The sequence below is a fragment of the Thermanaerovibrio velox DSM 12556 genome, from assembly GCF_000237825.1.
GTDB classification, from domain to species: Bacteria; Synergistota; Synergistia; order Synergistales; family Synergistaceae; genus Thermanaerovibrio; species Thermanaerovibrio velox.
In genome coordinates, this window is record NZ_CM001377.1 from 857193 (window position 1) to 876311 (window position 19119).

A 19119-nucleotide genomic window follows, 5' to 3' on the forward strand; every position below is an offset into this window, starting at 1 on the left:
GTGCGGGCCCATAGCTCAGCAGGATAGAGCGACGGCCTCCTAAGCCGTAGGTCGCCAGTTCGACTCTGGCTGGGCCCGCCATGATGCGACAGCCCTGACGTGGTAGCCATGTCAGGGCTTTTAGTTTGGCCTTAAATGGCTGATTAATTTTTATTTTTTGTTTTTTGTGGCGGGGTTTGGTGTATGCTCAAATGGTTGCTTCCCTTGGCGATGCTCTTATCGTTGTCTATCCAAATGGTCCCTCTTGGGTTCAAGCTAGTTGTGAGGGATCAGCGTGGTGTAGAGGTTTTTAGTTTGCCTATTTATCTTGGCTCAAGGTTGGTATTGCGCTCCGAGCATTCTTTGGAGAGGTCCCAGATGGAGGATCAAGTGGTTATCTGTGATGGCAAGCTTTGGATATGGAGCACTGCGGTTAGGACTTACAATGCCGGTATTCCAACGGAGGTCCCCGTGGGGGGTGTTTTCCTAAGAGATGGGGAGTGGGATGTATTTTTAGGGGGAAGACGTCCACTTCCTGATGATTTTAGATACAGGGTTGGCAATGCAATGTTTGGTAAGAATCAGATGTTTTTTTGCGGCGAGCGGTGGGATCTTTTTAAGGTTTTCCCAAATAGGGTATTGAATTTCCGTTTGGAAGCAAGGTGATTAGGTTGGGGGGGTGATGCTGAGCGAGGGGCATGGACTTTAGCCTGTGTCAAGTGTTAGCTTCCCAAGCTTTACTATTTGTTGGCTGTAGAATGGGGGTAGGTGGATTTGAGCGAGAAGGATCTTGAGGTTGGTAATGTGGTTGCTGATAGTCCGGGTGGCGGTACGATCGATATCGACGAGATAGTTAGAAAGTATGATACGGAGGCGAGGTTTAGAAGCCTTAAGGGTTGGCAGGGGGCTTTAGTGACTGTCATAGCGGTTGCTATGTCGGTGTTCCATTTCTACACTGCTGGGTTTGGCCTTTTGGATGCGGTTAAACAGGGGGCTGTGCACCTGGCTTTCACCCTATCTCTCGTGTTCCTGCTCTACCCGATATCAAGTAAGTCTGCAAAGGATAAGATCCCTTGGTACGACGTGCTTCTTGCTCTGGGGGCTGCATATGGTTCCCTCTATCTAGTTATCAACTTTGACGCCTTAAGTGCCAGGTCTGGTCTTCCCACCACCATGGACCTGGCTATGGGTTTTATGACCATGGCATTGCTCATGGAGGCTACCCGAAGGATATCCAACCCGGTGTTGCCGATATTGGCGCTGCTCTCCCTGATATATTGCTACTTTGGTAGGAGCATGCCGTCCATATTGGCTCATCGAGGTTTTTCGATCCCTCGAATAGTTAACCATATGTACTTGGGTACCGAGGGGATATTTGGGGTTCCCCTTGGTGTTTCCTCAACCTTTGTGTTCATGTTCATCCTTTTTGGTGCGGTGCTTGAGAAGACTGGGATGGGGCGGTTCATAATAGACCTGTCCCTTGCTTTAGCTGGTTGGTCTACTGGTGGCCCTGCCAAGGTGGCGGTTTTGAGCTCCGGTCTTATGGGGACGATATCCGGGTCTTCCGTGGCCAACGTTTGTACTACCGGCATGTTTACCATACCTCTGATGAAGAGCGTGGGCTACAAACCCCATTTTGCAGGAGCCGTTGAGGCGGTGGCCTCCACAGGTGGTCAGATAATGCCTCCGGTCAGTGGGGGCTGGAGCGTTCATATTGGCTCAGATATTGGGGGTGCCCTACATTGAGGTGGCCATCGCAGCCATAGTCCCGGCGCTCCTATACTATGGCGGAGTGCTTGTTCAGGTTCACCTGGAGGCTACCCGGTTGGGGCTTAAGGGCATACCTAGGGATCAGCTGCCGCCGTTGCTTCCACTTTTGAAGTCCCAGGGGTTCCTTTTGATCCCCCTGGTGGTCATCGTGTACTTCCTCTTGGCTGGCTACACCCCGTTGAAGGCCGCCTTCAACGGCATCATTGCCAGTTACTTGCTCTCTTTCCTTAACAAGGATACCAGGCTTACGCCCAAGCGCCTGATAGAGGCCTTTGAGGCTGGTGCTAGGGGGGCTATTGGTGTTGCCTGCGCCTGTGCTACCGTTGGCATAGTGGTCGGCATGGCTACTTTGACCGGCCTGGCCCTTCGGGTTGCGGGTACTATCATTGCCCTATCGGGTGGAAAGCTCTTGAACACCCTGGTGCTCGCCATGGTCTCCAGTATCTTGCTGGGTACGGGGCTTCCTACCACAGCCAACTTCATAATAACCAGCATGATGGTCGCTCCCTCGCTTCTTCAGCTTGGGGTTCCCGCTATGGCGGCCTACATGTTTGTCTTCTACTTTGGGATTGCTGCGGATCTTAGCCCCCCTGTTGCGCTGGCTGCCTATGCTGGGGCTGGAATAGCCGGCTCTGACCCTATGAAGACCGGGTTTACCGCCTTTAAGCTGGCCTTGGCAGGCTTCTTGGTGCCTTACATATATGTTTACAACCCCATGATACTGCTAATAGGGTATGAGCCGTTGCCCTTTGCCCAAGCGGTTGTCACTGCGGTGATAGGTATATTCCTCTTGGGGATGTCCACCATAGGGTTTTATAAGGCCGAGATGTCATGGCCCTTTAGGATATTGGCCATGATCGGAGCCCTTGGTTTGCTGATACCGGGTACTAAGACTGACATCATGGGTCTTTCAATATTGGTGGTCATCCACCTCTGGCAGACCATGAAGGCTAGAAAGGCAAGCTCTTAGGTGGGTTTAGACAGGGTGTGACCGATAACTTTTAAAGTTGTGTGGTTGGTGTATAATCACTTGAGAGCGCCCCTTGCGCTTAGCAAGGGGCGCTCCTTATAGCATGAAGGGGGTATTTTGGTGACCACGGACTACAAGGACACGCTTCGATTGCCCAAGACTGACTTCCCGATGAAGGCCAACCTGGCCCAGAGGGAAAAGGAGTTTTTGGCCTTTTGGGCTGAGAGGGATATATATGGAAAGATGCAGGATAAACCGGATGGGGCTCCTACCTTTGTGTTACACGATGGGCCTCCTTACGCCAATGGCCACATACACATAGGGACTGCGTTTAATAAGATTCTCAAAGACTTTATCCCAAAGTACAAGTCCATGAGGGGGTATAGGGCTCCTTACGTCCCCGGGTGGGATACCCACGGATTGCCCATAGAGCTTAAGGTCCTTAAGGAAGAAGGGGTTGATAAGGATCAACTTTCCCCGGTAGACCTGAGGGCCAAGTGTGCCAAGTATGCTTTGGGTTTCGTGGATGTTCAAAGGGAGGAGTTTAAGCGTCTTGGGGTTTTGGGGGATTGGGATAATCCCTATCTCACCCTTAGACCAGAGTATGAGGCTGCTCAAATAGAGGCATTTGCCGACATGGTGGAGAAGGGATTGGTTTACAAAGGGCAGAAGCCGGTGTTCTGGTGTACCGATTGCCAAACAGCCCTTGCTGCCGCGGAGATAGAGTACGAAGATGAGGCTTCCCCTTCAATCTACGTGGCTTATCCAATGAGAAAGCTTAGCGAGTCCATGGGGCAGATGCCGATGGATGACCTCTTCGTGGTCATATGGACCACAACGCCTTGGACACTTCCTGCCAGCATGGCGGTGGCGGTTCACCCGCAGTATCAGTATGGTGTTTTCTGTGCCTCCAACGGAAGCCGTTTGATCATGGCTGTGGAGCGCAAGGAGGCATTTGAAGCGGAGTCCGGTATTTCCCTTGGTGAGGCGATAAGGGTTTTCCCAGGGGCAGGGTTAGAGGGGGCTATTGCGGGGCATCCCTTCTATGCTGATCGGGATATCCCATTGGTATTAGCAGATTATGTGGTGCTTGACTCCGGTACCGGCTGTGTCCACACCGCCCCTGGGCATGGGGTGGAGGACTTTGAAACCGGAGTCCGATATGGGCTTGAGATCCTCAACCCTGTGGACAACAAGGGGTTTTTTGTTAAGGACACCCCATTGGTGGGTGGCATGTCCATATCCGATGGGGCCAAGTTAGTAATGAGCACTTTGGCTGAGTCCGGTAGGCTTCTATTCAGTGGCAAGATAAAGCACTCATACCCTCACTGTTGGCGATGCAAGAGGCCTGTTATCTTCAGGTCCACCGATCAGTGGTTTGTATCCGTCCAGGCTTTCCGGGAGGATGCCATGGGGGCTATTGAGTCGGTTAAGTGGGTGCCCGCCTGGGGTAGGGACAGGATAGGCAATATGGTTAGGGACAGGTCTGATTGGTGCATAAGCCGTCAGCGGGTCTGGGGGGTGCCAATACCGGCGTTTTACTGTGAGGATTGCAAAAAGGTCGTTGTGGAACCTCCTATGGTAAGGCGGGTTGCTCAGGTCATCCGCCGGGAGGGAAGTGATGCTTGGTGGACCAAATCGCCGGAAGAGATGCTGGGGGAGTTGTGCCGCTGTCCCCATTGTGGTTCAAACCGGCTGCGCAAGGAAAGCGACATCATGGACGTATGGTTTGACTCTGGGGTTAGCCATCTTGCGGTTCTTGAGACTCGGCAGGAACTTCGGTGGCCTGCGGATATGTATCTAGAGGGAAGCGATCAGCATCGTGGGTGGTTCCAGACATCTCTGCTGACCGGTGTTGCCACCAGGGGCAAGGCTCCTTTCCGCCAGGTCCTTACCCATGGCTTTATAGTTGATGGGCATGGGCGGAAGATGTCCAAGTCCTTGGGGAACGTTACCAGCCCTCAGGAGGTAATAGACAAGTATGGAGCGGACATACTGAGGCTTTGGGTTGCTTCCACTGATTATCGCGGTGATGTTAGGATATCAGACAGGATACTTAAAAACCTGGTTGAGTCGTACAGGAGGATAAGAAACACTGCCCGCTTCATACTAGGTAACCTGTCTGATTTTGACCCTTCCAAGCACATGGTAAGCCGTCACGATCTCATGCCCTTTGATAAATGGGCTTTGAGCAGGCTTCAGGATCTGGTGGAGAAGGTTACAAAGGGGTATGAGGAATACGAGTTCCACGTTCCATATTTTGCGGTTCATCAATTCTGTGACAACGATATGAGTTCTTTGTACCTTGACGTATGTAAGGACCGGTTGTACGCGGATCACTGCGATGGTCTGTCAAGGCGAAGCGCCCAAAGTGCCATGTGGGAAATACTGATATCCCTTACCAAGATATTGGCTCCGATCCTCAGCTTTACATGTGAGGAGATATGGCAGTTTGCCCGCCAGATGGATCCTTCCCTGGAGGAGAGCGTTTTCTTGAGTGCGTGGCCTTCTGTGGACAGGACTGGCCTTGATGACGTGGAAATGAAAAACTGGTCCAGGCTGTTTGAGGTGAGGGGGGCGGTTCTACGGGCCCTTGAGCAAGCTCGTTTGAACGGGATGATAGGCAATTCCCTGGAGGCCCAGGTGGAAATGGATCTTGCAGGCTATGCCGATTTATTGAATTACTTCTCCCTGGAGTTCCTAGAGGATCTATTTATGGTGTCTGGGCTTGTTGTATCGGGTGCCATGTCTTCGGATGCACATGTTGATGAGGAGACTGGGGTTAGACTAGCGGTTTCTCACAGCCCCTATCAAAAGTGCCCCAGGTGTTGGAAGTGGAAGCAAGAAGTCAAAGATCTTGGGGTTTGTGGCCGATGTGGTGAGGTGCTCTCCAAGCTTGGATAGATCAGGTGAAGGCCTCCTCTTTGGTGATGGTCAGCCTTTGGGGCATGTCTTCGGAGAGACGGAGGATGCCCCAAAGGCTGAAGGGGTTCAAATCTCGGTTTCGCCAGGGTGGGAAGGGCATAGGTTGGATTTTTTGATATCCCAGGAACTCGGTCTTAGCAGGTCATATGCCACCAAGCTTATCCGTATGGGTAGGGTGATGGTTTCTTGGTCCGATAGGGTTAAGCCGGCTCTTAAGGTCCAGACGGGCGGTTCTGTGTCGGTGGACTTGCCGCCCCCGGAGGATTTGGAGCTTCAGCCTGAAGACGTCCCGTTCCAGGTGGTATACGAGGACCAGGATATAGTGGTTGTTAACAAGCCCGCAGGTTTGGTGGTTCATCCTGCCCCTGGGCACTGGAGGGGGACGTTGGTTCATGGGCTCCTTTACCGGTACCCGGAGATGATGGAGCTCAATGGGGTCAGACGTCCAGGGATAGTTCATCGATTGGACGGTACCACCTCTGGTTTGATGGTAGTGGCCAGAAATGGTTTGGCCATGGAGGGTCTTATAAGGTCCTTCAAGGGTAGGATGGTTGAGAAGGTTTACATCGCTGCGGTCTCTGGGTCTCCCTGTCCTAAGGAGGGGGAGATCCGTTTCCCCATAGGAAGAGATCCCGGGAACAGGAAGCGCATGGCACCGGTGGATTGGGGTAGGGATGCTCACACGGCATACAGAACCCTTTGGAGCCATGGGGGCTACAGTCTGCTGTTGTGCCAGATAAAGACCGGCAGGACACACCAGATAAGGGTTCACATGAAGGCCATTGGACATCCACTGGTGGGGGACCGGCTTTATGGGGGGGCTTGCCCGCGGGGGTGGGAGGTGGAAAGGGTATTTTTGCACTCCTGGAGGCTCAGCTTCCAGCACCCCAGGACGGGGAAGATGATGAGTTTTGTCTGCCCCCTCCCGGATGAGCTGATTAAATTCATAGTCCAAGTTCGCCGGGGTCTTTAGGTTGTACTAGCAGGCTTTTGAACACCTTATACCTTACGCCCGCCACCCCCTTCTCCGGTAGCGGGCGTAGGTTCTTTCTTTGAGTGTAGTCTACCCAAGCCTTGCTCTCGCTCCTTGCGGGGCTGAACCAGGCGGCTAAAGAGGCCACGACAGCTAACACCTCTTCTGCAATAGGTGATTTGGGGTCTTTGGGTCTTAGCAACACATGAGAACCGGGCAGATCCTTTACATGAAACCAGATGTCGTCCGGCTTTGCTATCCTGAACGTTATCTCCCGGTTCCCCATGGCGCTTAGCCCCACGTAGATGGTGCCAAAGGATGGGTTGAGCCTTTTCACCCCCGGTGCTTCTTGCCCCTTGGGGATCCTTACTTTTCCGCGGGTATTCCCCTTGCTGCCTTTGGTATCTATCTCCGCCTCCAGGGCAGCCAAGTCTTGACCGCTGATGGGGCCCATGAGCAGGGCTCTTTGTTCCTCGAGGGTGGCTATCTCCCCTCTTACAACAGGAGCTCTTTCTTCTGATGCCCTGTGCCTTCTTAGCAGGCGACGGTATTCTTTGAAAAGCCGCTGGGCCTCCTCTACTGGTGTTGTGCCATTGGGTATTTCCACCTCAGTGTTTTCTTCCAGTCCTGGCCAGTTAGTGATGAACAGTTTACCCCCTTCCCTTCCCTGTGGAAGGCTCATTAGGAACTCCGCAACGGACTTTATCCTGTTGGCCCTTTCAAGAAGCTCCGGATTTGGGAGTTGCGGTTGTAGCGCTGTTACCTTTTTATCTATTATAGATAACAGCTTTTTCCTTTTGGTAGCTAGAGCCTCACCTATGAGGTGTTCTTCCATGATTCCGGAGGGCAACTCTAGAGGATCTTTTAGCGTTGGCAAGTACTCCTCCGCGAGTCCCTTGGGAATGGGGAAGAGGTCCTTTCCCTTTTGTATCGCTTGCCATTCGGTCTTCAAGGGGTCTTGAGAGTATAGGAGGTGCTCCATCTCGGCTGCTGTGCTTGGATAGTTGGGGTATCCCTGTAGAACTCTGATCATTCCCCTGCTTAGACCCGCATGGGGCTGGGAAAGCATTGGGGAAGGAGGGGAGTATGTATTTCCCGGTAGTAGTACTCTATCGGATGTGTCCGGATAAAGGCGTTTATGGCATTCCAGTATGATGCCATCCTGCAGAAGGCATATATTAGTGGACCTGTCCATGAGTTCCATGATCATTGTAATTCGATGATTAACCGAAGAGCTAACGAGTTTAGAGAATTCTAAGGCCATGATCCGATCTCGTTGGATCTGCCTTGCTTCTAGCAGATAGGCCCCGGCGAGATGGCCGTTTAAGAGTTCTCCCAGGGGGGACCTTCTGGGAAACAAGGTGATTAGATCTTTCTTTTGGGAACGGGTTATTTTGAATATGCCTGGTAGTTTGGTAGACCATGATATGAACAGGGTTATATCCCTCCTGTGGCACCTAAGATCCAGGAGGATTCCCTCGGAGCAAGATTCTCCGCGGTCTACCAGGGCGTTTTTCATCGTATTGTTTATCCAAGCTTCTTGTAGCCTTATCATCTCTGGCCCGAAAGCCATGTTTATCACCTCCAGGGAAGGGGAGGTTATCACGAATGGCTGAGACTTGACAAGCATGCAAATGATGTATAGAATGCTCTTCGTGATTTCGGGGCTGTAGCGCAGAGGGAGCGCGTTTCCTTCGCACGGAAAAGGTCGGGGGTTCGAGTCCCCCCAGCTCCACCAGTTAGATATCGGGGCGTAGCGCAGTCTGGCTAGCGCACCTGCTTTGGGAGCAGGGGGTCGAAGGTTCGAATCCTTTCGCCCCGACCAGGGTAGATCGGAGGCGGGAATAGCTCAGTTGGCTAGAGCGACGGCCTTCCAAGCCGTAGGTCGCGGGTTCGAATCCCGTTTCCCGCTCCAGGGTTTTTGCGGGTTTGCGCCTGTAGCTCAACTGGACAGAGCAACGGACTTCTAATCCGTGGGTTGGAGGTTCGAGTCCTCTCAGGCGCGCCAAAATGGGTGGTGTGGTGAGCGTAGCTCAATCGGTCAGAGCACTGGACTGTGGCTCCAGGGGTTGGGGGTTCAAGTCCCCTCGCTCACCCCAGCGTTCTCTTGTTTCTTGGGCTTGCGCCCGTAGCTCAGTGGATAGAGCGGCAGACTTCGGATCTGTTGGTCGCGGGTTCAAATCCTGCCGGGCGCGCCACGGAGTGTAGCGTTGATGGACCGTTAGCTCAACTGGCAGAGCACCTGACTCTTAATCAGGGGGTTACAGGTTCGATTCCTGTACGGTCCACCAGGATTTCGCAGCTCGTTGCGAGAGTGGTGGAACTGGTAGACACGCGGGACTTAGGATCCCGTGCCTGTGGCGTGGGGGTTCGAGTCCCCCCTCTCGCACCAGAGGTTGTAGCATAGATTGGTTTCGGTATGAAGGACCGTTAGCTCAACTGGCAGAGCACCTGACTCTTAATCAGGGGGTTACAGGTTCGATTCCTGTACGGTCCACCAAGCTTTACGGGCAGGGCTTTAGGCCTTGCCCTTTTTTTGTATTTGGTGCCCTCTGCGGTGGTGGATCTCGTGTGGTGATTTGGCCTTGACGGCCCATGTGAACCTGTTGGATCAGGGGGGGTTGGCTTGATAATAGGCATCGGGGTGGACATGTGCTCTGTATCCAGGATGAGAAGAAGCATTAACATTGGCGGCTTTTTGGAGAGGGTTTTCCATGAGGAGGAGCTTGAGTATGTAAGCGGTTCTTCCAGGCCCGAGGAGAGTTTGGCGGGGTCTTTCGCTGCTAAGGAGGCTTTTGCCAAAGCCCTTGGAATCGGGCTTTCCAAGCTTGGCCTTAAAGGGGCATGGGTGAGGCGGACCGCGAGGGGCCCTGTGCTATGCCTTGATGATAGAATTTCTGAGTACGCTAGATCTATAGGGGTTGATAAGATCTTCCTGTCCATATCTCACGAAAGGGAAATGGCTGTGGCATTCGTGGTTTTGGAGGGAGGTGTTTAGGTTGTCCTTGTCAGCTTACGATCCCAATGACGTAAGACTGGCGGATCAAAAGGCCGTTCAGATGGGCATCCCCGGTGAAATACTGATGGAAAATGCTGGAGCTGGGGCCGCAAGGGCTATCATTGATAGGTTTGGGGCGTTTAAAAAAGCGGTTGTTTTATGTGGTCCCGGGAACAATGGCGGGGATGGTATGGTGGTGGCAAGGCATTTATTGACCGCTGGTGTGGATGTGGCGGTTGTGTCAACCACATCTAGTAGGGCTGGTGATTCTCTCGGGGCGGAAAGGATGTACCTGGGGGCTGGAGGCAGGGTGTTCGTATCCAGCGAGTTTTCTGACCGGGAACTTCTAGATTTTATAAGGTCGTCTAATTTGCTGGTGGACGGTCTCTTGGGCACTGGTTCGGGAGGGCCTCCACGGGGAGAGGTTCTAAGGTTGATAAGGCTGGCAGGTGATGCAGGAGTCCCTGTGGTTTCCCTCGATATCCCGACGGGGTTTGATGGTAGGACAGGGGCGCTCCTGGGAGATAAAGGGGATTTCCTTTCCGCATCTTTGACCGTGTCTTTTATGGCTTTAAAAAGTGGTCTTTTTTTCACCCCTGCCTTTGATTCTGCTGGTAGCCTTGAGGTGGTGCCCATTGGTGTGCCTCCTTGTTCGGTTCTACCCGAGGAACCGGCGGTTACGGCGATATTCCCCGAAGATCTACCCTTTTTTAAACCCAGGTTGGGAAGCGGGTACAGCAAGGCAGATAGGGGTATGGTCTTGGTCATAGGGGGGTCGGACTCTTTTGGGGGGGCTCCTTTCCTTTCAGCGCTGGGGGCTCTGTGTGCCGGTGCTGGTTGGGTTGTATGTGGTGTGCCTGAAAAATGGTCAACCTGCTATGCCCCGATCGTACCGGAGGCCATGATTGAACCTCTCCCGGTTGATTCCTCTGGATCGATAGTCCCTGAGGCTTATGAGCACCTGATGTCCCGTTACGGGGATAAGGTCAAGGCTATAGTATTGGGGCCAGGTCTTGGGAGGAGTGAAGGGGCGATAGCTCTCGTGGGTAAGGTCCTTTCGTCTTGGGAAGGGCCTTTGGTCTTGGATGCCGATGGGCTTAACGCTTTTTCGGCGCTTGGCATGGATTGCAGTTGCGTAAGATCCAAAGTCTGGATAACTCCTCATGAGGGGGAAGCTGCGAGGCTTCTTGGGAAGTCGTCCAGTTGGATTAGGGGTAACAGGCGAGATGCGGCGGAAGCTTTGGGGAAGTGTTTTGACGGGGTGCTTTTGAAGGGCAGGAACTCCGTATTGGTGTTCCGCCAAAGGATGGTGGTTTGCTGTATTGGAGATCCTAACATGTCAATACCGGGTTCTGGTGATGTCCTCTCCGGCATAATGGGAGCGATTTTTGCCCGGGCTGGCTGGAGCATGGATTCTGCTATTTTTGCGGTGGGCCTTCATGCAATGGCGGGGCAGAGCTTGGCATTAAAGGGTAGAGGGGATGGCATCTTGGCAAGACATCTGGCGGATGAGGTTGCCTTGGTGCTTGGTGGGATGTATAGATGAGGCGTGCTAGGCGCTCAGCAGAGGATTTATACAAGCGACAGGAGGAAGCCAGGAAAGCTAGGATAAGGGGTCTCCGTTATACCCTTTTAGGCTTCCTATCTGCTCTTGTTGTCATGGTGGGGGCAAAGGTGAGACATCCCAAGATCTCTCTTAAATCCCCCATGATGGTTCTAGGTGCCTTGGTGCTTGGCACGCTTTTGATGATAGCCATCGCTTCAAGGCGGGACGAATGAGGTGAAACAGTTAAGATGATTGGCAAGAAGGTATTCAAGATTCAGGTGGACGGGTTGGATAAAATGGAGGAACTTGGCCGGGCTTTGGGGGGTAGCCTCTATCCCGGCCTTTTGGTTTGTTTAGATGGAGAGTTGGGGACAGGGAAGACCACCTTGGTCCAGTACATGGGGATGGCCTTGGGGATAAGGCGAATGCAAAGTCCCAGCTTTATTTTGGCAAGGGAATATGACTCCAAGCCGCCTTTGGTTCACGTGGATCTTTACAGGTTGTCGTCGGATGAGGTTGAGGGGTTGGCGCTTTGGGAGTATTTAGATGACGGGAGGGCCCTTTTGGTTGAGTGGGCTTCCCGGATGGCCCTAGGGGGGTTCATCGATCGTTGGGAAATTTTTATCGCATATGGTGATTCACTGTTTTCTCGGGAGATCAGTGCTTGGGCGTCTTCTTCAAGGTCTTGGGAGGCCTTGACTGCTGCGCTGTCTGGATTTAGTGGGTCCGTAGTTTTAGAAGAGTTGAGTAACGGGAAGGAGATAAATAGATAATGGCGGACTTGGGAAGGGTTCTTTGGATAGACACGTCATGTGGATATACCACAGTAGGGATGACGGAGGGCCGCAGGGTTGTGGGTGAGGTTAGGCTTGATCTTGGCCGCTCCCAATCCACCCATCTTCCCGGGATGGTGGAGGGGTTATTTCGCAGCCTAGAGGTTCCGATGCAGTCTTTGGACTCCATAGGGGTGGTGGTAGGGCCTGGGGCTTACACGGGGCTTAGGGTGGGGGTGTGTTATGCCCAAGGGTTAGCGGAGGCCATAGGCGTTGATATGCTGCCGGTACCAACTTTGGATGCTCTTGCACAGGAGCGCACCTGGGGTCATTCGGGGCCTTTCATCTCGTTCCTTCGGGCAAAGAAGGGGTTGTTGTATGTGGCGGCCTATGATGATCTGTCCTGTGGCCCTTTTTGGGGCCCTGTGATTTGTGAGCCTTCTTATTTGCTTAAGGAGGTGACGGCTAGGGGGATCAGGTTGGCCAAGGGGCCTTATTGCGAGGAGATAGAGCTGATGCATCAGGTTGGTTTATCGGTCATGGACGTACCGTCGCCATCCATTAGGGGTATGGTGGGCTTTGTCGAGTCTTGTTCGCCCTCTGGGGTCTCCCCGGCTGATGTGCGCTTGATGTATTTAAGGGAGCCTGATTTTGGTCCCACGCCTTGCAAGCACCCCTAGGCAAGAGTATTATATCTTCTATACAGCATTTTGTATTTGAATTACCCTGTTTGGGGAGGTGATTGAACCAGGGTTTCTGGCGGTGGTTAGGGTTCAGCAATATCCGTTCAAAGTTCAAGGAGGGATATTAGGCATGCACCTTATTGACCAGCACCCCATTTTGGACTATCGCCATGGCAGGAAGGTTAAGTTTACCTTCGATGGCCAGGAGATGGAAGGTTATGAGGGGGAGCCCATTGCGGTGGCCCTTCACGCCAATGGAGTTCGTGTATACCGTATAACTCCAGAGATGAAACGCCCCCGAGGCTTTTTCTGCGCTATAGGGAAGTGCAGCAGTTGTTTCATGGTGGTTAACGGAGTGCCAAACGTTAGGACCTGCGTTACTCCTCTTGAGGAGGGGATGGACGTTAGGACTCAAGTTGGCAAGGGCAAGGTGTCCATATAAGGGGGCGGGATGGACATGATGAGCACGGACATTTTGGTGGTTGGCGGAGGGGCGGCCGGTTTGTCCGCCGCCGCTGAAGCCGCTTCCTATGGGGCTAAAGTCCTTGTGTTGGAGAGCGACCTGCAGCTTGGTGGGCAGCTGATAAAGCAGACCCATAAGTTCTTTGGTAGCAAGGATGAGTATGCTGGCACAAGGGGCTACAAGATAGCAGACATCCTCCTTGAGGAGATCCGATCCGTCGGAGACCGGGTTCAAGTGGAGACCAACGTAACGGTCACCGGTTACTATCCTGAGGACGGTACTATCACTGCCATGCGTGGGGAGGAGGAGTATTTCCGGGTCTCTGCCAAGAAGGTGATAGTCGCTACCGGGGCTCAGGAGAGGTTGATTCCGTTCCCCAACAATGATCTTCCTGGGGTTTATGGGGCCGGGGCAGTTCAGACTCTCATGAACGTCTACGGGGTGGTCCCAGGCAAGAGGGTTCTCATGGTTGGGGCTGGGAACATAGGTCTAATAGTAAGCTATCAGTTAATGCAGGCAGGAGTAGAGGTTGCGGCGGTTGTGGAGGCCATGCCGAAGGTTGGTGGGTATTGGGTTCACGCTGCTAAGATACGCCGGCTTGGTGTTCCCATATATTTAAGGCACAGCATAAAAGAGGCTCTGGGCAAGGAAGTGGTTGAAGGAGCGATCATTCAAGAGGTGGATGATCGCTGTTCTGGAATAGGGAATGAGAAGAAGATAGATTGCGACATAATATGCATGGCCGTTGGCCTTTCCCCGACCGTTGAACTGTGCTGGCAGGCGGGCTGTAAGATGAAATACGTACCCCACCTTTGTGGTTATGTCCCCCTTAGGGATAGAACCATGAGGACCAGCCACCGGGACATATGGGTTGCTGGAGACGCCTCTGGCATAGAGGAGGCCAGTGCCGCCATGGTGGAGGGAAGGATAGCTGGGTTATCCGCTGCCATGAGCCTGGGGCTCCCTTGCAATGTGGAGAAGATGGACGAGTATTGGGCGCGTCTTGGGCACCTGAGGGCCGGTGAGGTTGGAGAGAAGATCAGGGCTGGCATCAGTCAGGTTATGGTGGATGGTTGGGAGGAATAGGCCATGACCGATAAGGAGCTCTTGTTCAACAGCGGAGTTTTGGTGGAGCATCGCCAGGGGGCAGAACTTCCCCCCAGGGATCTGTGGGAGAGCAAGAAGAACGGGCTTGTCATCATCGAATGTCCCCAGCGCATACCATGCAATCCGTGTAACACCAGTTGCCCTACCGGAGCTGTCCTTCCCTTTGAAGACATAAACGACACGCCTCGGATAGACTACTCTAAGTGTACGGGGTGTGCCATGTGCGTTGCGAAGTGCCCGGGCCTGGCTTGTTTTGTGGTGGATCTTACCTGGGGCGAAGAGGGCATGGCGTTGATGAAGCTCCCCTATGAGATGTTGCCTCGTCCCGAGAAGGGCGATTCGGTGGAGTGCCTTAACAGGGTAGGCGAGGTTGTTTATAAGAGCAAGGTAGAGGCGGTCACTGAGCCCTGGAAGGACAAGACCTTGGTGGTTCACGTGGGGGTCCCAGTGGATCTTGTGGACCAGGTTAGGGCTGTTAGGGTGGTGAAGTGATATGAGCGAGATAATCAAAGCCGGAGAGGTGTGCAACAACGAAGAAGTGGAGAACCGGGAGCGGGGGATAGTGGTCTGCCGCTGTGAGGAGGTAACCCTTGGGGAGATAAGGGACTGGATTGCCCGGGGCTATGACACGTTTGATGAGCTGAAGAGAGTTCTGCGGGTAGGGATGGGGCCCTGTCAAGGCCGTGGTTGCAGGGAGATGATACTTAGAGAGATCTCTCGGATTACTGGTAAGCCTGTTGCGGAGATACCTGCTGGTACGATCCGACCGCCAGTTAAGCCCGTTAAGCTTGGCATCCTAGCCTCTGGGGGTGGAGAGTGATGGAGTGGAAGGATACCGCTGAGGTTGTTGTCATCGGCGGTGGGGTTCAGGGCATGTCTGTGGCCTACAACCTCGCCAAGTTTGGGGTTAAGGACGTGGTGGTCCTGGAGAAGAACAGCATCTGCTCCGGTTCCACCGGGCGTTGTGGGGCGGGAATAAGGGCTCAGTGGGGAACCGAGATGAACTGCCGTCTTGGTTTGGCTTCTCTTAACCTGTTTGAGCAGCTTCACGAAGAGCTTGGTATGGATGTTGGATTGAACCAGTGTGGTTACCTCATGGTGGCTTATAAGGAGAGCGAGTTTGAGACGTTGAAGAAAAGCATGGCTCTCCAGAACAGCTTGGGCATAAAGACTAGGGTGGTTTCCAAGGAAGAGGCCATGGAGATATGTCCTTGCCTTTCTGCGGATGATGCGGTTGGTTTTACCTTCCACGAAAGGGATGGTCATGCTGACCCGTTCCTCACCACCTTTGCCTATCAGGAGGCGGCGAAGCGCCTGGGGGTTAAGGTCTTTAAGTTCACCGAGGTCACCGGGATCCGAGTTGAGTCTGACAGGATAGCGGGCGTGGAGACTAGCCGTGGGTTCATATCCACCAGGGCGGTGGTCAACTGTGCGGGGCCCTATGCTCAGTTTATAGCCGCCATGGCGGGCATAAAGATACCGAACTATTCGGAGAGGCACGAGATATTGATCACCGAGCCCGTGGAGTTCGGGGTATGCCCCCCTATGCTCATGAGCTTCTCTGGGAACTACTACATTCAGCAGCGTCCCCATGGTTCCATCATAGGCGGATGCAGCCCTGAGGGGCATCCCGAGGACTACGAGAATAAGGCTTCTGCGGACTTCCTTGAGCACATGTCTAAGACCTTCGTCAAGGTCCTCCCGAAGACAAAGGGGATCAGGGTGGTTCGTCAGTGGTCTGGTATGTACAACATGACCCCGGACAAGCAGCCGGAGCTGGGAGAGACGGACGTCAAGGGCTTTTACCTGTCTACCGGATACTCGGGGCATGGTTTTATGTTTGCCCCAATATCGGGTCAGCTCATAGCGGAGTTGTACACCAAGGGTACTACGTCGATAGACATCTCCATGCTTAGCTATAAGCGATTTGAGAGGGGCGAGCTGATACTGGAGCCTGCGGTGGTGTAGTTTCCATGCTTGGTTTGGCAGGAGACTAAAACAGGGGGGCGTTGCCCCCCTGTTTTAGTATGGTGTGAAAATTTTTGAATTGTCTATTTTGGATCAGTAGATTCAACATATAAACACCTTTTTTTTGTTGCAACGCATCTTTGGGGCTGGCATAATTAACGAGGTCATGGGCAGCAGCACGCAGGGTTTACATGCCAAGGGAAGGAAGGTGGAGCGATTGGCCAAGAAGTTCTCCGTCCTGGTAAACAAGAAGTGGTGCAAGGGGTGCGGGCTTTGCATCGCCATATGCCCCAAAAAGGTTCTTGAATTGGATAGCAGGGTCAAATGCGAGGCGGCTAGACAGGATGACTGCATAGGGTGCCGTCAGTGTGACAACGTCTGCCCGGACTTCGCCATCACTGTGAAGGAGCGTGAGGAGAATGCCTAGGGTCGAGTTTTGGCAGGGCAACAAGGCTATAGCCATGGGAGGCATAGCCGCTGGGTGCCGTTTCTTTGGCGGGTATCCGATAACCCCTTCAACGGAGATAGCAGAGGTGATGGCGGAGGAACTGCCCTTGAGGGGTGGTAAGTTCATCCAGATGGAGGACGAGATAGCCGGGATAGCGGCTTCCATTGGGGCGGCTCTTACCGGTGTTAAGGCCATGACTGCCACCTCTGGGCCTGGTTTCTCCCTTAAGCAGGAGAACTTGGGTTACGCGTACATGGCGGAGATCCCCTTGGTGGTGGTCGATGTTATGAGGGGAGGCCCCTCGACCGGCCTTCCCACTAAGGTATCTCAGGCGGATGTCATGCAGGCCCGTTGGGGGACCCACGGAGACCATGGCACCATAGCCTATGCTCCTTCCTCCGTCCAGGAGAGCTTCGATCTTACCGTGACCGCTTTTAACATGGCGGAGCGGTTCCGTCAGCCTGTTCTTGTGATGACCGATGAAGTCGTGGGGCACATGAGAGAGAAGATAGTGGTCCCTGATAAGGTGGATACTGTTGATAGGAAGCGTCCTACGGTGTCCCCCGATCAGTTTGTCCCCTACAGAGCCGATGATGACGACGTGCCCCCGATGGCGGCATTTGGAGACGGTTACCGCTGGCACGTTACCGGCCTTACCAGCAACGAGTGGGGATTCCCCACCAACAACGCTGAGGATATCGACAAGAAGGCCACCAGGATAATACGAAAGGTGGATCGTTTTAGAGATCAGATAGTTTCCTACTCTCATGAGGGTCTTGAGGATGCGGAGGTTTTAGTCCTTTCTTACGGTTGTGTTAGCCGTTCTGCCTTGAGGGCCGTTAGGGAACTTAGGGCCAGGGGTGTGAAGGTTGGACACTTCAGGCCCATAACCATATGGCCCTTCCCGGACAAGGAGCTTAGATCCCTTGCTTCTCACATAAAGAAGGTTATTGTCCCGGAGCTCAATGCTGGACAGATGGTTCTTGAGGTTGAGAGGGTTATGGGTAGGTACTCGGAGGTAATATCCAAGACCCTTATAAATGGTGAGCTCTTTAAGCCGGCCCAGATAATGGCCGCCGTCGAGGAGGTGGCGTAGTATGCCTCGGGAGGATGTTATGAAGTGGATCCGCAGTCAGTTCATGCCCCATATATGGTGCCCCGGCTGTGGTCATGGGATAGTGATGCATGCGCTGTTGCGGGCCCTTGCTGACTTGGGCAAAGATCCCACCAAGACTGTTCTTTCCTCTGGGATAGGTTGTTCCAGCCGGCTTCCCGGTTATGTAAACGCCTGCACTCTTCATACTACCCATGGGCGGTCTTTGAGCTTTGCCACGGGTGTTAAGCTGGCCAACCCAGAGTTGACGGTGGTTAACGTGATGGGGGATGGAGATTGTTCCGCAATAGGGGGCAACCACTTCATCCATGCCTGCCGTCGTAACATAGGGATAACCGCCATCGTCATGAACAACAATATCTATGGGATGACAGGTGGGCAGGCTTCTCCTACCACCCCGGAGGGGGCTTTTGCCTCTACTACCCCTTATGGGGCTGTTGATCCTTCTTTTGATCTTTGTAAGCTGGCCATAGGGGCGGGAGCCACGTTTGTGGCCCGGGCTACTATCGCGCAACCCCAGCTCTGTGAGACCCTCATAAAGAAGGCCATACAGAACGACGGGTTTTCGGTGGTAGAGGTGGTCACCCACTGTCACACCCAGTTTGGCCGCAAGAACAAGCGGAGCCGTCCGATCGACAACTTCAATTTCTTCAAGGATCACAGCGTTATGAAGGCTAAGGCGGATTCCATGTCCCCGGAGGAGCTGAAGGATAAGATAGTGATAGGCGAGCTCTTCAGCGCCGAGGGGGAGGAGTACACCAAGAAGTATCAGCAGCTCATAGATCGGGTAAGGGGGTAGTCGGATATGAGCGATCGTTTTGAGATTCGCTTGGCTGGGTCCGGCGGCCAGGGGGTTATCTTGGCGGCTGTGATAGTAGGAGAGGCTGCCGCCCTTATGGAAGAAGGGCTTTACTCGGTTCAGACCCAGGCTTATGGTCCCGAGGCCAGGGGAGGGGCTTCCAAGTCTGAGGTGGTCATATCCAGGAGTGAGATAGACTACCCCAAGGCCAGTGCGCCGGACCTTCAGGTTATCCTTACCCAAAAGGCCTGCGATGAATACGCTTTGGACACAAAGCCAGGCGGTATAGTTATAGTGGATGATTTCTTCGTAACAGATCTTCCCAACTTGGATGCGGAGGTATACCCTCTTCCCATCGTGAGGACTGCCCGTGAGGAGCTTGGGAGGGAGATCGTTACCAACATGGTGGCTCTTGGGGCCTTGGCCAGGGCCTTGGAGCTTAAGGGGCTCATGAAGCCGGAATCCATCAAGAAGGCCATATTGAACCGGGTTCCCAAGGGCACCGAGGAGCTGAACGCAAGGGCCTTTGATGCGGGTTACGATATGATGAAGGCCAAGAAGTAGCGTTTGATCCAGCAGGATTAGAGAGAAGTTCGTTAGTAG

General features: G+C 53.4%; 18 protein-coding genes, 10 tRNA genes and 1 pseudogene. 28 read left to right on the forward strand and 1 reads right to left on the reverse strand.

Annotated features, from left to right (window positions below; all coding sequences use genetic code 11):
* Positions 1-4: 4 nt before the first annotated feature.
* From THEVEDRAFT_RS04070 to THEVEDRAFT_RS04090, 5 genes and pseudogenes are all read left to right on the forward strand, one after another.
* Positions 5-81: transfer RNA gene (locus tag THEVEDRAFT_RS04070), tRNA-Arg, on the forward strand.
* A 153-nt stretch (positions 82-234) separates the two neighbouring features.
* Complete coding sequence (locus THEVEDRAFT_RS04075; protein WP_281054560.1) at positions 235-645, forward strand: DUF1850 domain-containing protein; 411 nt, start codon at positions 235-237, stop codon at positions 643-645.
* Positions 646-753: 108 nt separating this feature from the next.
* Positions 754-2719 (forward strand): annotated as a pseudogene (locus THEVEDRAFT_RS04080) (TRAP transporter permease).
* 120 nt (positions 2720-2839) lie between these two features.
* A complete protein-coding gene (ileS, locus tag THEVEDRAFT_RS04085) occupies positions 2840-5623 on the forward strand; it encodes an isoleucine--tRNA ligase (RefSeq protein ID WP_040825712.1) in 2784 nt (927 codons plus the stop codon).
* A gap of 124 nt (positions 5624-5747) precedes the next feature.
* A complete protein-coding gene (locus THEVEDRAFT_RS04090) occupies positions 5748-6617 on the forward strand; it encodes an RluA family pseudouridine synthase (RefSeq protein WP_245522732.1) in 870 nt (289 codons plus the stop codon).
* Here THEVEDRAFT_RS04090 and THEVEDRAFT_RS09330 read toward each other — a convergent pair.
* Positions 6589-8247 carry an NFACT family protein gene (locus tag THEVEDRAFT_RS09330; RefSeq protein WP_083830697.1) on the reverse strand — a complete coding sequence of 553 codons (1659 nt, stop codon included), beginning with the start codon at positions 8245-8247 and terminating at the stop codon, positions 6589-6591. The genes THEVEDRAFT_RS04090 and THEVEDRAFT_RS09330 overlap by 29 nt on opposite strands.
* 33 nt (positions 8248-8280) lie before the next feature.
* On the opposite strand from THEVEDRAFT_RS09330, the gene THEVEDRAFT_RS04100 reads away from it, so the two are divergent.
* From THEVEDRAFT_RS04100 to THEVEDRAFT_RS04210, 23 genes are all read left to right on the forward strand, one after another.
* Positions 8281-8355 (forward strand) — tRNA-Ala (locus THEVEDRAFT_RS04100).
* A 9-nt stretch (positions 8356-8364) separates the two neighbouring features.
* A tRNA-Pro gene (locus tag THEVEDRAFT_RS04105) sits at positions 8365-8442 on the forward strand.
* A 13-nt stretch (positions 8443-8455) separates the two neighbouring features.
* A tRNA-Gly gene (locus THEVEDRAFT_RS04110) sits at positions 8456-8532 on the forward strand.
* Between the two features lie 16 nt (positions 8533-8548).
* Positions 8549-8625 (forward strand) — tRNA-Arg (locus THEVEDRAFT_RS04115).
* 14 nt (positions 8626-8639) lie between these two features.
* Positions 8640-8716: transfer RNA gene (locus THEVEDRAFT_RS04120), tRNA-His, on the forward strand.
* A gap of 23 nt (positions 8717-8739) precedes the next feature.
* Positions 8740-8815 (forward strand) — tRNA-Arg (locus tag THEVEDRAFT_RS04125).
* Positions 8816-8832: 17 nt separating this feature from the next.
* Positions 8833-8908 (forward strand) — tRNA-Lys (locus tag THEVEDRAFT_RS04130).
* A 17-nt stretch (positions 8909-8925) separates the two neighbouring features.
* Positions 8926-9009 (forward strand) — tRNA-Leu (locus THEVEDRAFT_RS04135).
* A gap of 32 nt (positions 9010-9041) precedes the next feature.
* Positions 9042-9117: transfer RNA gene (locus THEVEDRAFT_RS04140), tRNA-Lys, on the forward strand.
* A gap of 126 nt (positions 9118-9243) precedes the next feature.
* Positions 9244-9615, forward strand: a complete 372-nt coding sequence (acpS, locus tag THEVEDRAFT_RS04145; protein ID WP_006583460.1) for a holo-ACP synthase — start codon at positions 9244-9246, stop codon at positions 9613-9615.
* Positions 9608-11161, forward strand: coding sequence for an NAD(P)H-hydrate dehydratase (locus THEVEDRAFT_RS04150; RefSeq protein ID WP_425358269.1), 1554 nt, complete (start codon positions 9608-9610; stop codon positions 11159-11161). The genes acpS and THEVEDRAFT_RS04150 overlap by 8 nt, the downstream gene beginning before the upstream one ends.
* A complete protein-coding gene (locus tag THEVEDRAFT_RS04155) occupies positions 11158-11394 on the forward strand; it encodes a hypothetical protein (protein ID WP_006583462.1) in 237 nt (78 codons plus the stop codon). The genes THEVEDRAFT_RS04150 and THEVEDRAFT_RS04155 overlap by 4 nt, the downstream gene beginning before the upstream one ends.
* 15 nt (positions 11395-11409) lie before the next feature.
* A complete protein-coding gene (gene tsaE, locus THEVEDRAFT_RS04160; RefSeq protein WP_006583463.1) occupies positions 11410-11934 on the forward strand; it encodes a tRNA (adenosine(37)-N6)-threonylcarbamoyltransferase complex ATPase subunit type 1 TsaE in 525 nt (174 codons plus the stop codon).
* Positions 11934-12614: a tRNA (adenosine(37)-N6)-threonylcarbamoyltransferase complex dimerization subunit type 1 TsaB gene (gene tsaB, locus THEVEDRAFT_RS04165; RefSeq protein WP_006583464.1), complete on the forward strand. Its 681-nt coding sequence runs from the start codon at positions 11934-11936 to the stop codon at positions 12612-12614. Before tsaE ends, tsaB begins: the two co-directional genes overlap by 1 nt.
* A 133-nt stretch (positions 12615-12747) precedes the next feature.
* Positions 12748-13059 (forward strand): (2Fe-2S)-binding protein, encoded by a 312-nt coding sequence (locus tag THEVEDRAFT_RS04170; RefSeq protein ID WP_006583465.1) that lies wholly within the window; start codon positions 12748-12750, stop codon positions 13057-13059.
* 15 nt (positions 13060-13074) lie between these two features.
* On the forward strand, positions 13075-14166 hold the full coding sequence (locus THEVEDRAFT_RS04175) for an NAD(P)/FAD-dependent oxidoreductase (RefSeq protein ID WP_006583466.1): 1092 nt from the start codon (positions 13075-13077) through the stop codon (positions 14164-14166).
* Between the two features lie 3 nt (positions 14167-14169).
* A complete protein-coding gene (locus THEVEDRAFT_RS04180) occupies positions 14170-14679 on the forward strand; it encodes a 4Fe-4S dicluster domain-containing protein (RefSeq protein ID WP_006583467.1) in 510 nt (169 codons plus the stop codon).
* A 1-nt stretch (position 14680) separates the two neighbouring features.
* Complete coding sequence (locus THEVEDRAFT_RS04185; protein WP_006583468.1) at positions 14681-15007, forward strand: (2Fe-2S)-binding protein; 327 nt, start codon at positions 14681-14683, stop codon at positions 15005-15007.
* Positions 15007-16155: an NAD(P)/FAD-dependent oxidoreductase gene (locus THEVEDRAFT_RS04190; protein WP_006583469.1), complete on the forward strand. Its 1149-nt coding sequence runs from the start codon at positions 15007-15009 to the stop codon at positions 16153-16155. The genes THEVEDRAFT_RS04185 and THEVEDRAFT_RS04190 overlap by 1 nt, the downstream gene beginning before the upstream one ends.
* Positions 16156-16372: 217 nt before the next feature.
* Positions 16373-16582: a 4Fe-4S dicluster domain-containing protein gene (locus THEVEDRAFT_RS04195; RefSeq protein ID WP_006583470.1), complete on the forward strand. Its 210-nt coding sequence runs from the start codon at positions 16373-16375 to the stop codon at positions 16580-16582.
* Positions 16575-17699 carry a 2-oxoacid:acceptor oxidoreductase subunit alpha gene (locus THEVEDRAFT_RS04200; RefSeq protein WP_006583471.1) on the forward strand — a complete coding sequence of 375 codons (1125 nt, stop codon included), beginning with the start codon at positions 16575-16577 and terminating at the stop codon, positions 17697-17699. The genes THEVEDRAFT_RS04195 and THEVEDRAFT_RS04200 overlap by 8 nt, the downstream gene beginning before the upstream one ends.
* A 1-nt stretch (position 17700) precedes the next feature.
* Complete coding sequence (locus THEVEDRAFT_RS04205; protein ID WP_006583472.1) at positions 17701-18516, forward strand: 2-oxoacid:ferredoxin oxidoreductase subunit beta; 816 nt, start codon at positions 17701-17703, stop codon at positions 18514-18516.
* A gap of 6 nt (positions 18517-18522) precedes the next feature.
* On the forward strand, positions 18523-19080 hold the full coding sequence (locus THEVEDRAFT_RS04210) for a 2-oxoacid:acceptor oxidoreductase family protein (RefSeq protein WP_006583473.1): 558 nt from the start codon (positions 18523-18525) through the stop codon (positions 19078-19080).
* Positions 19081-19119: the final 39 nt, after the last annotated feature.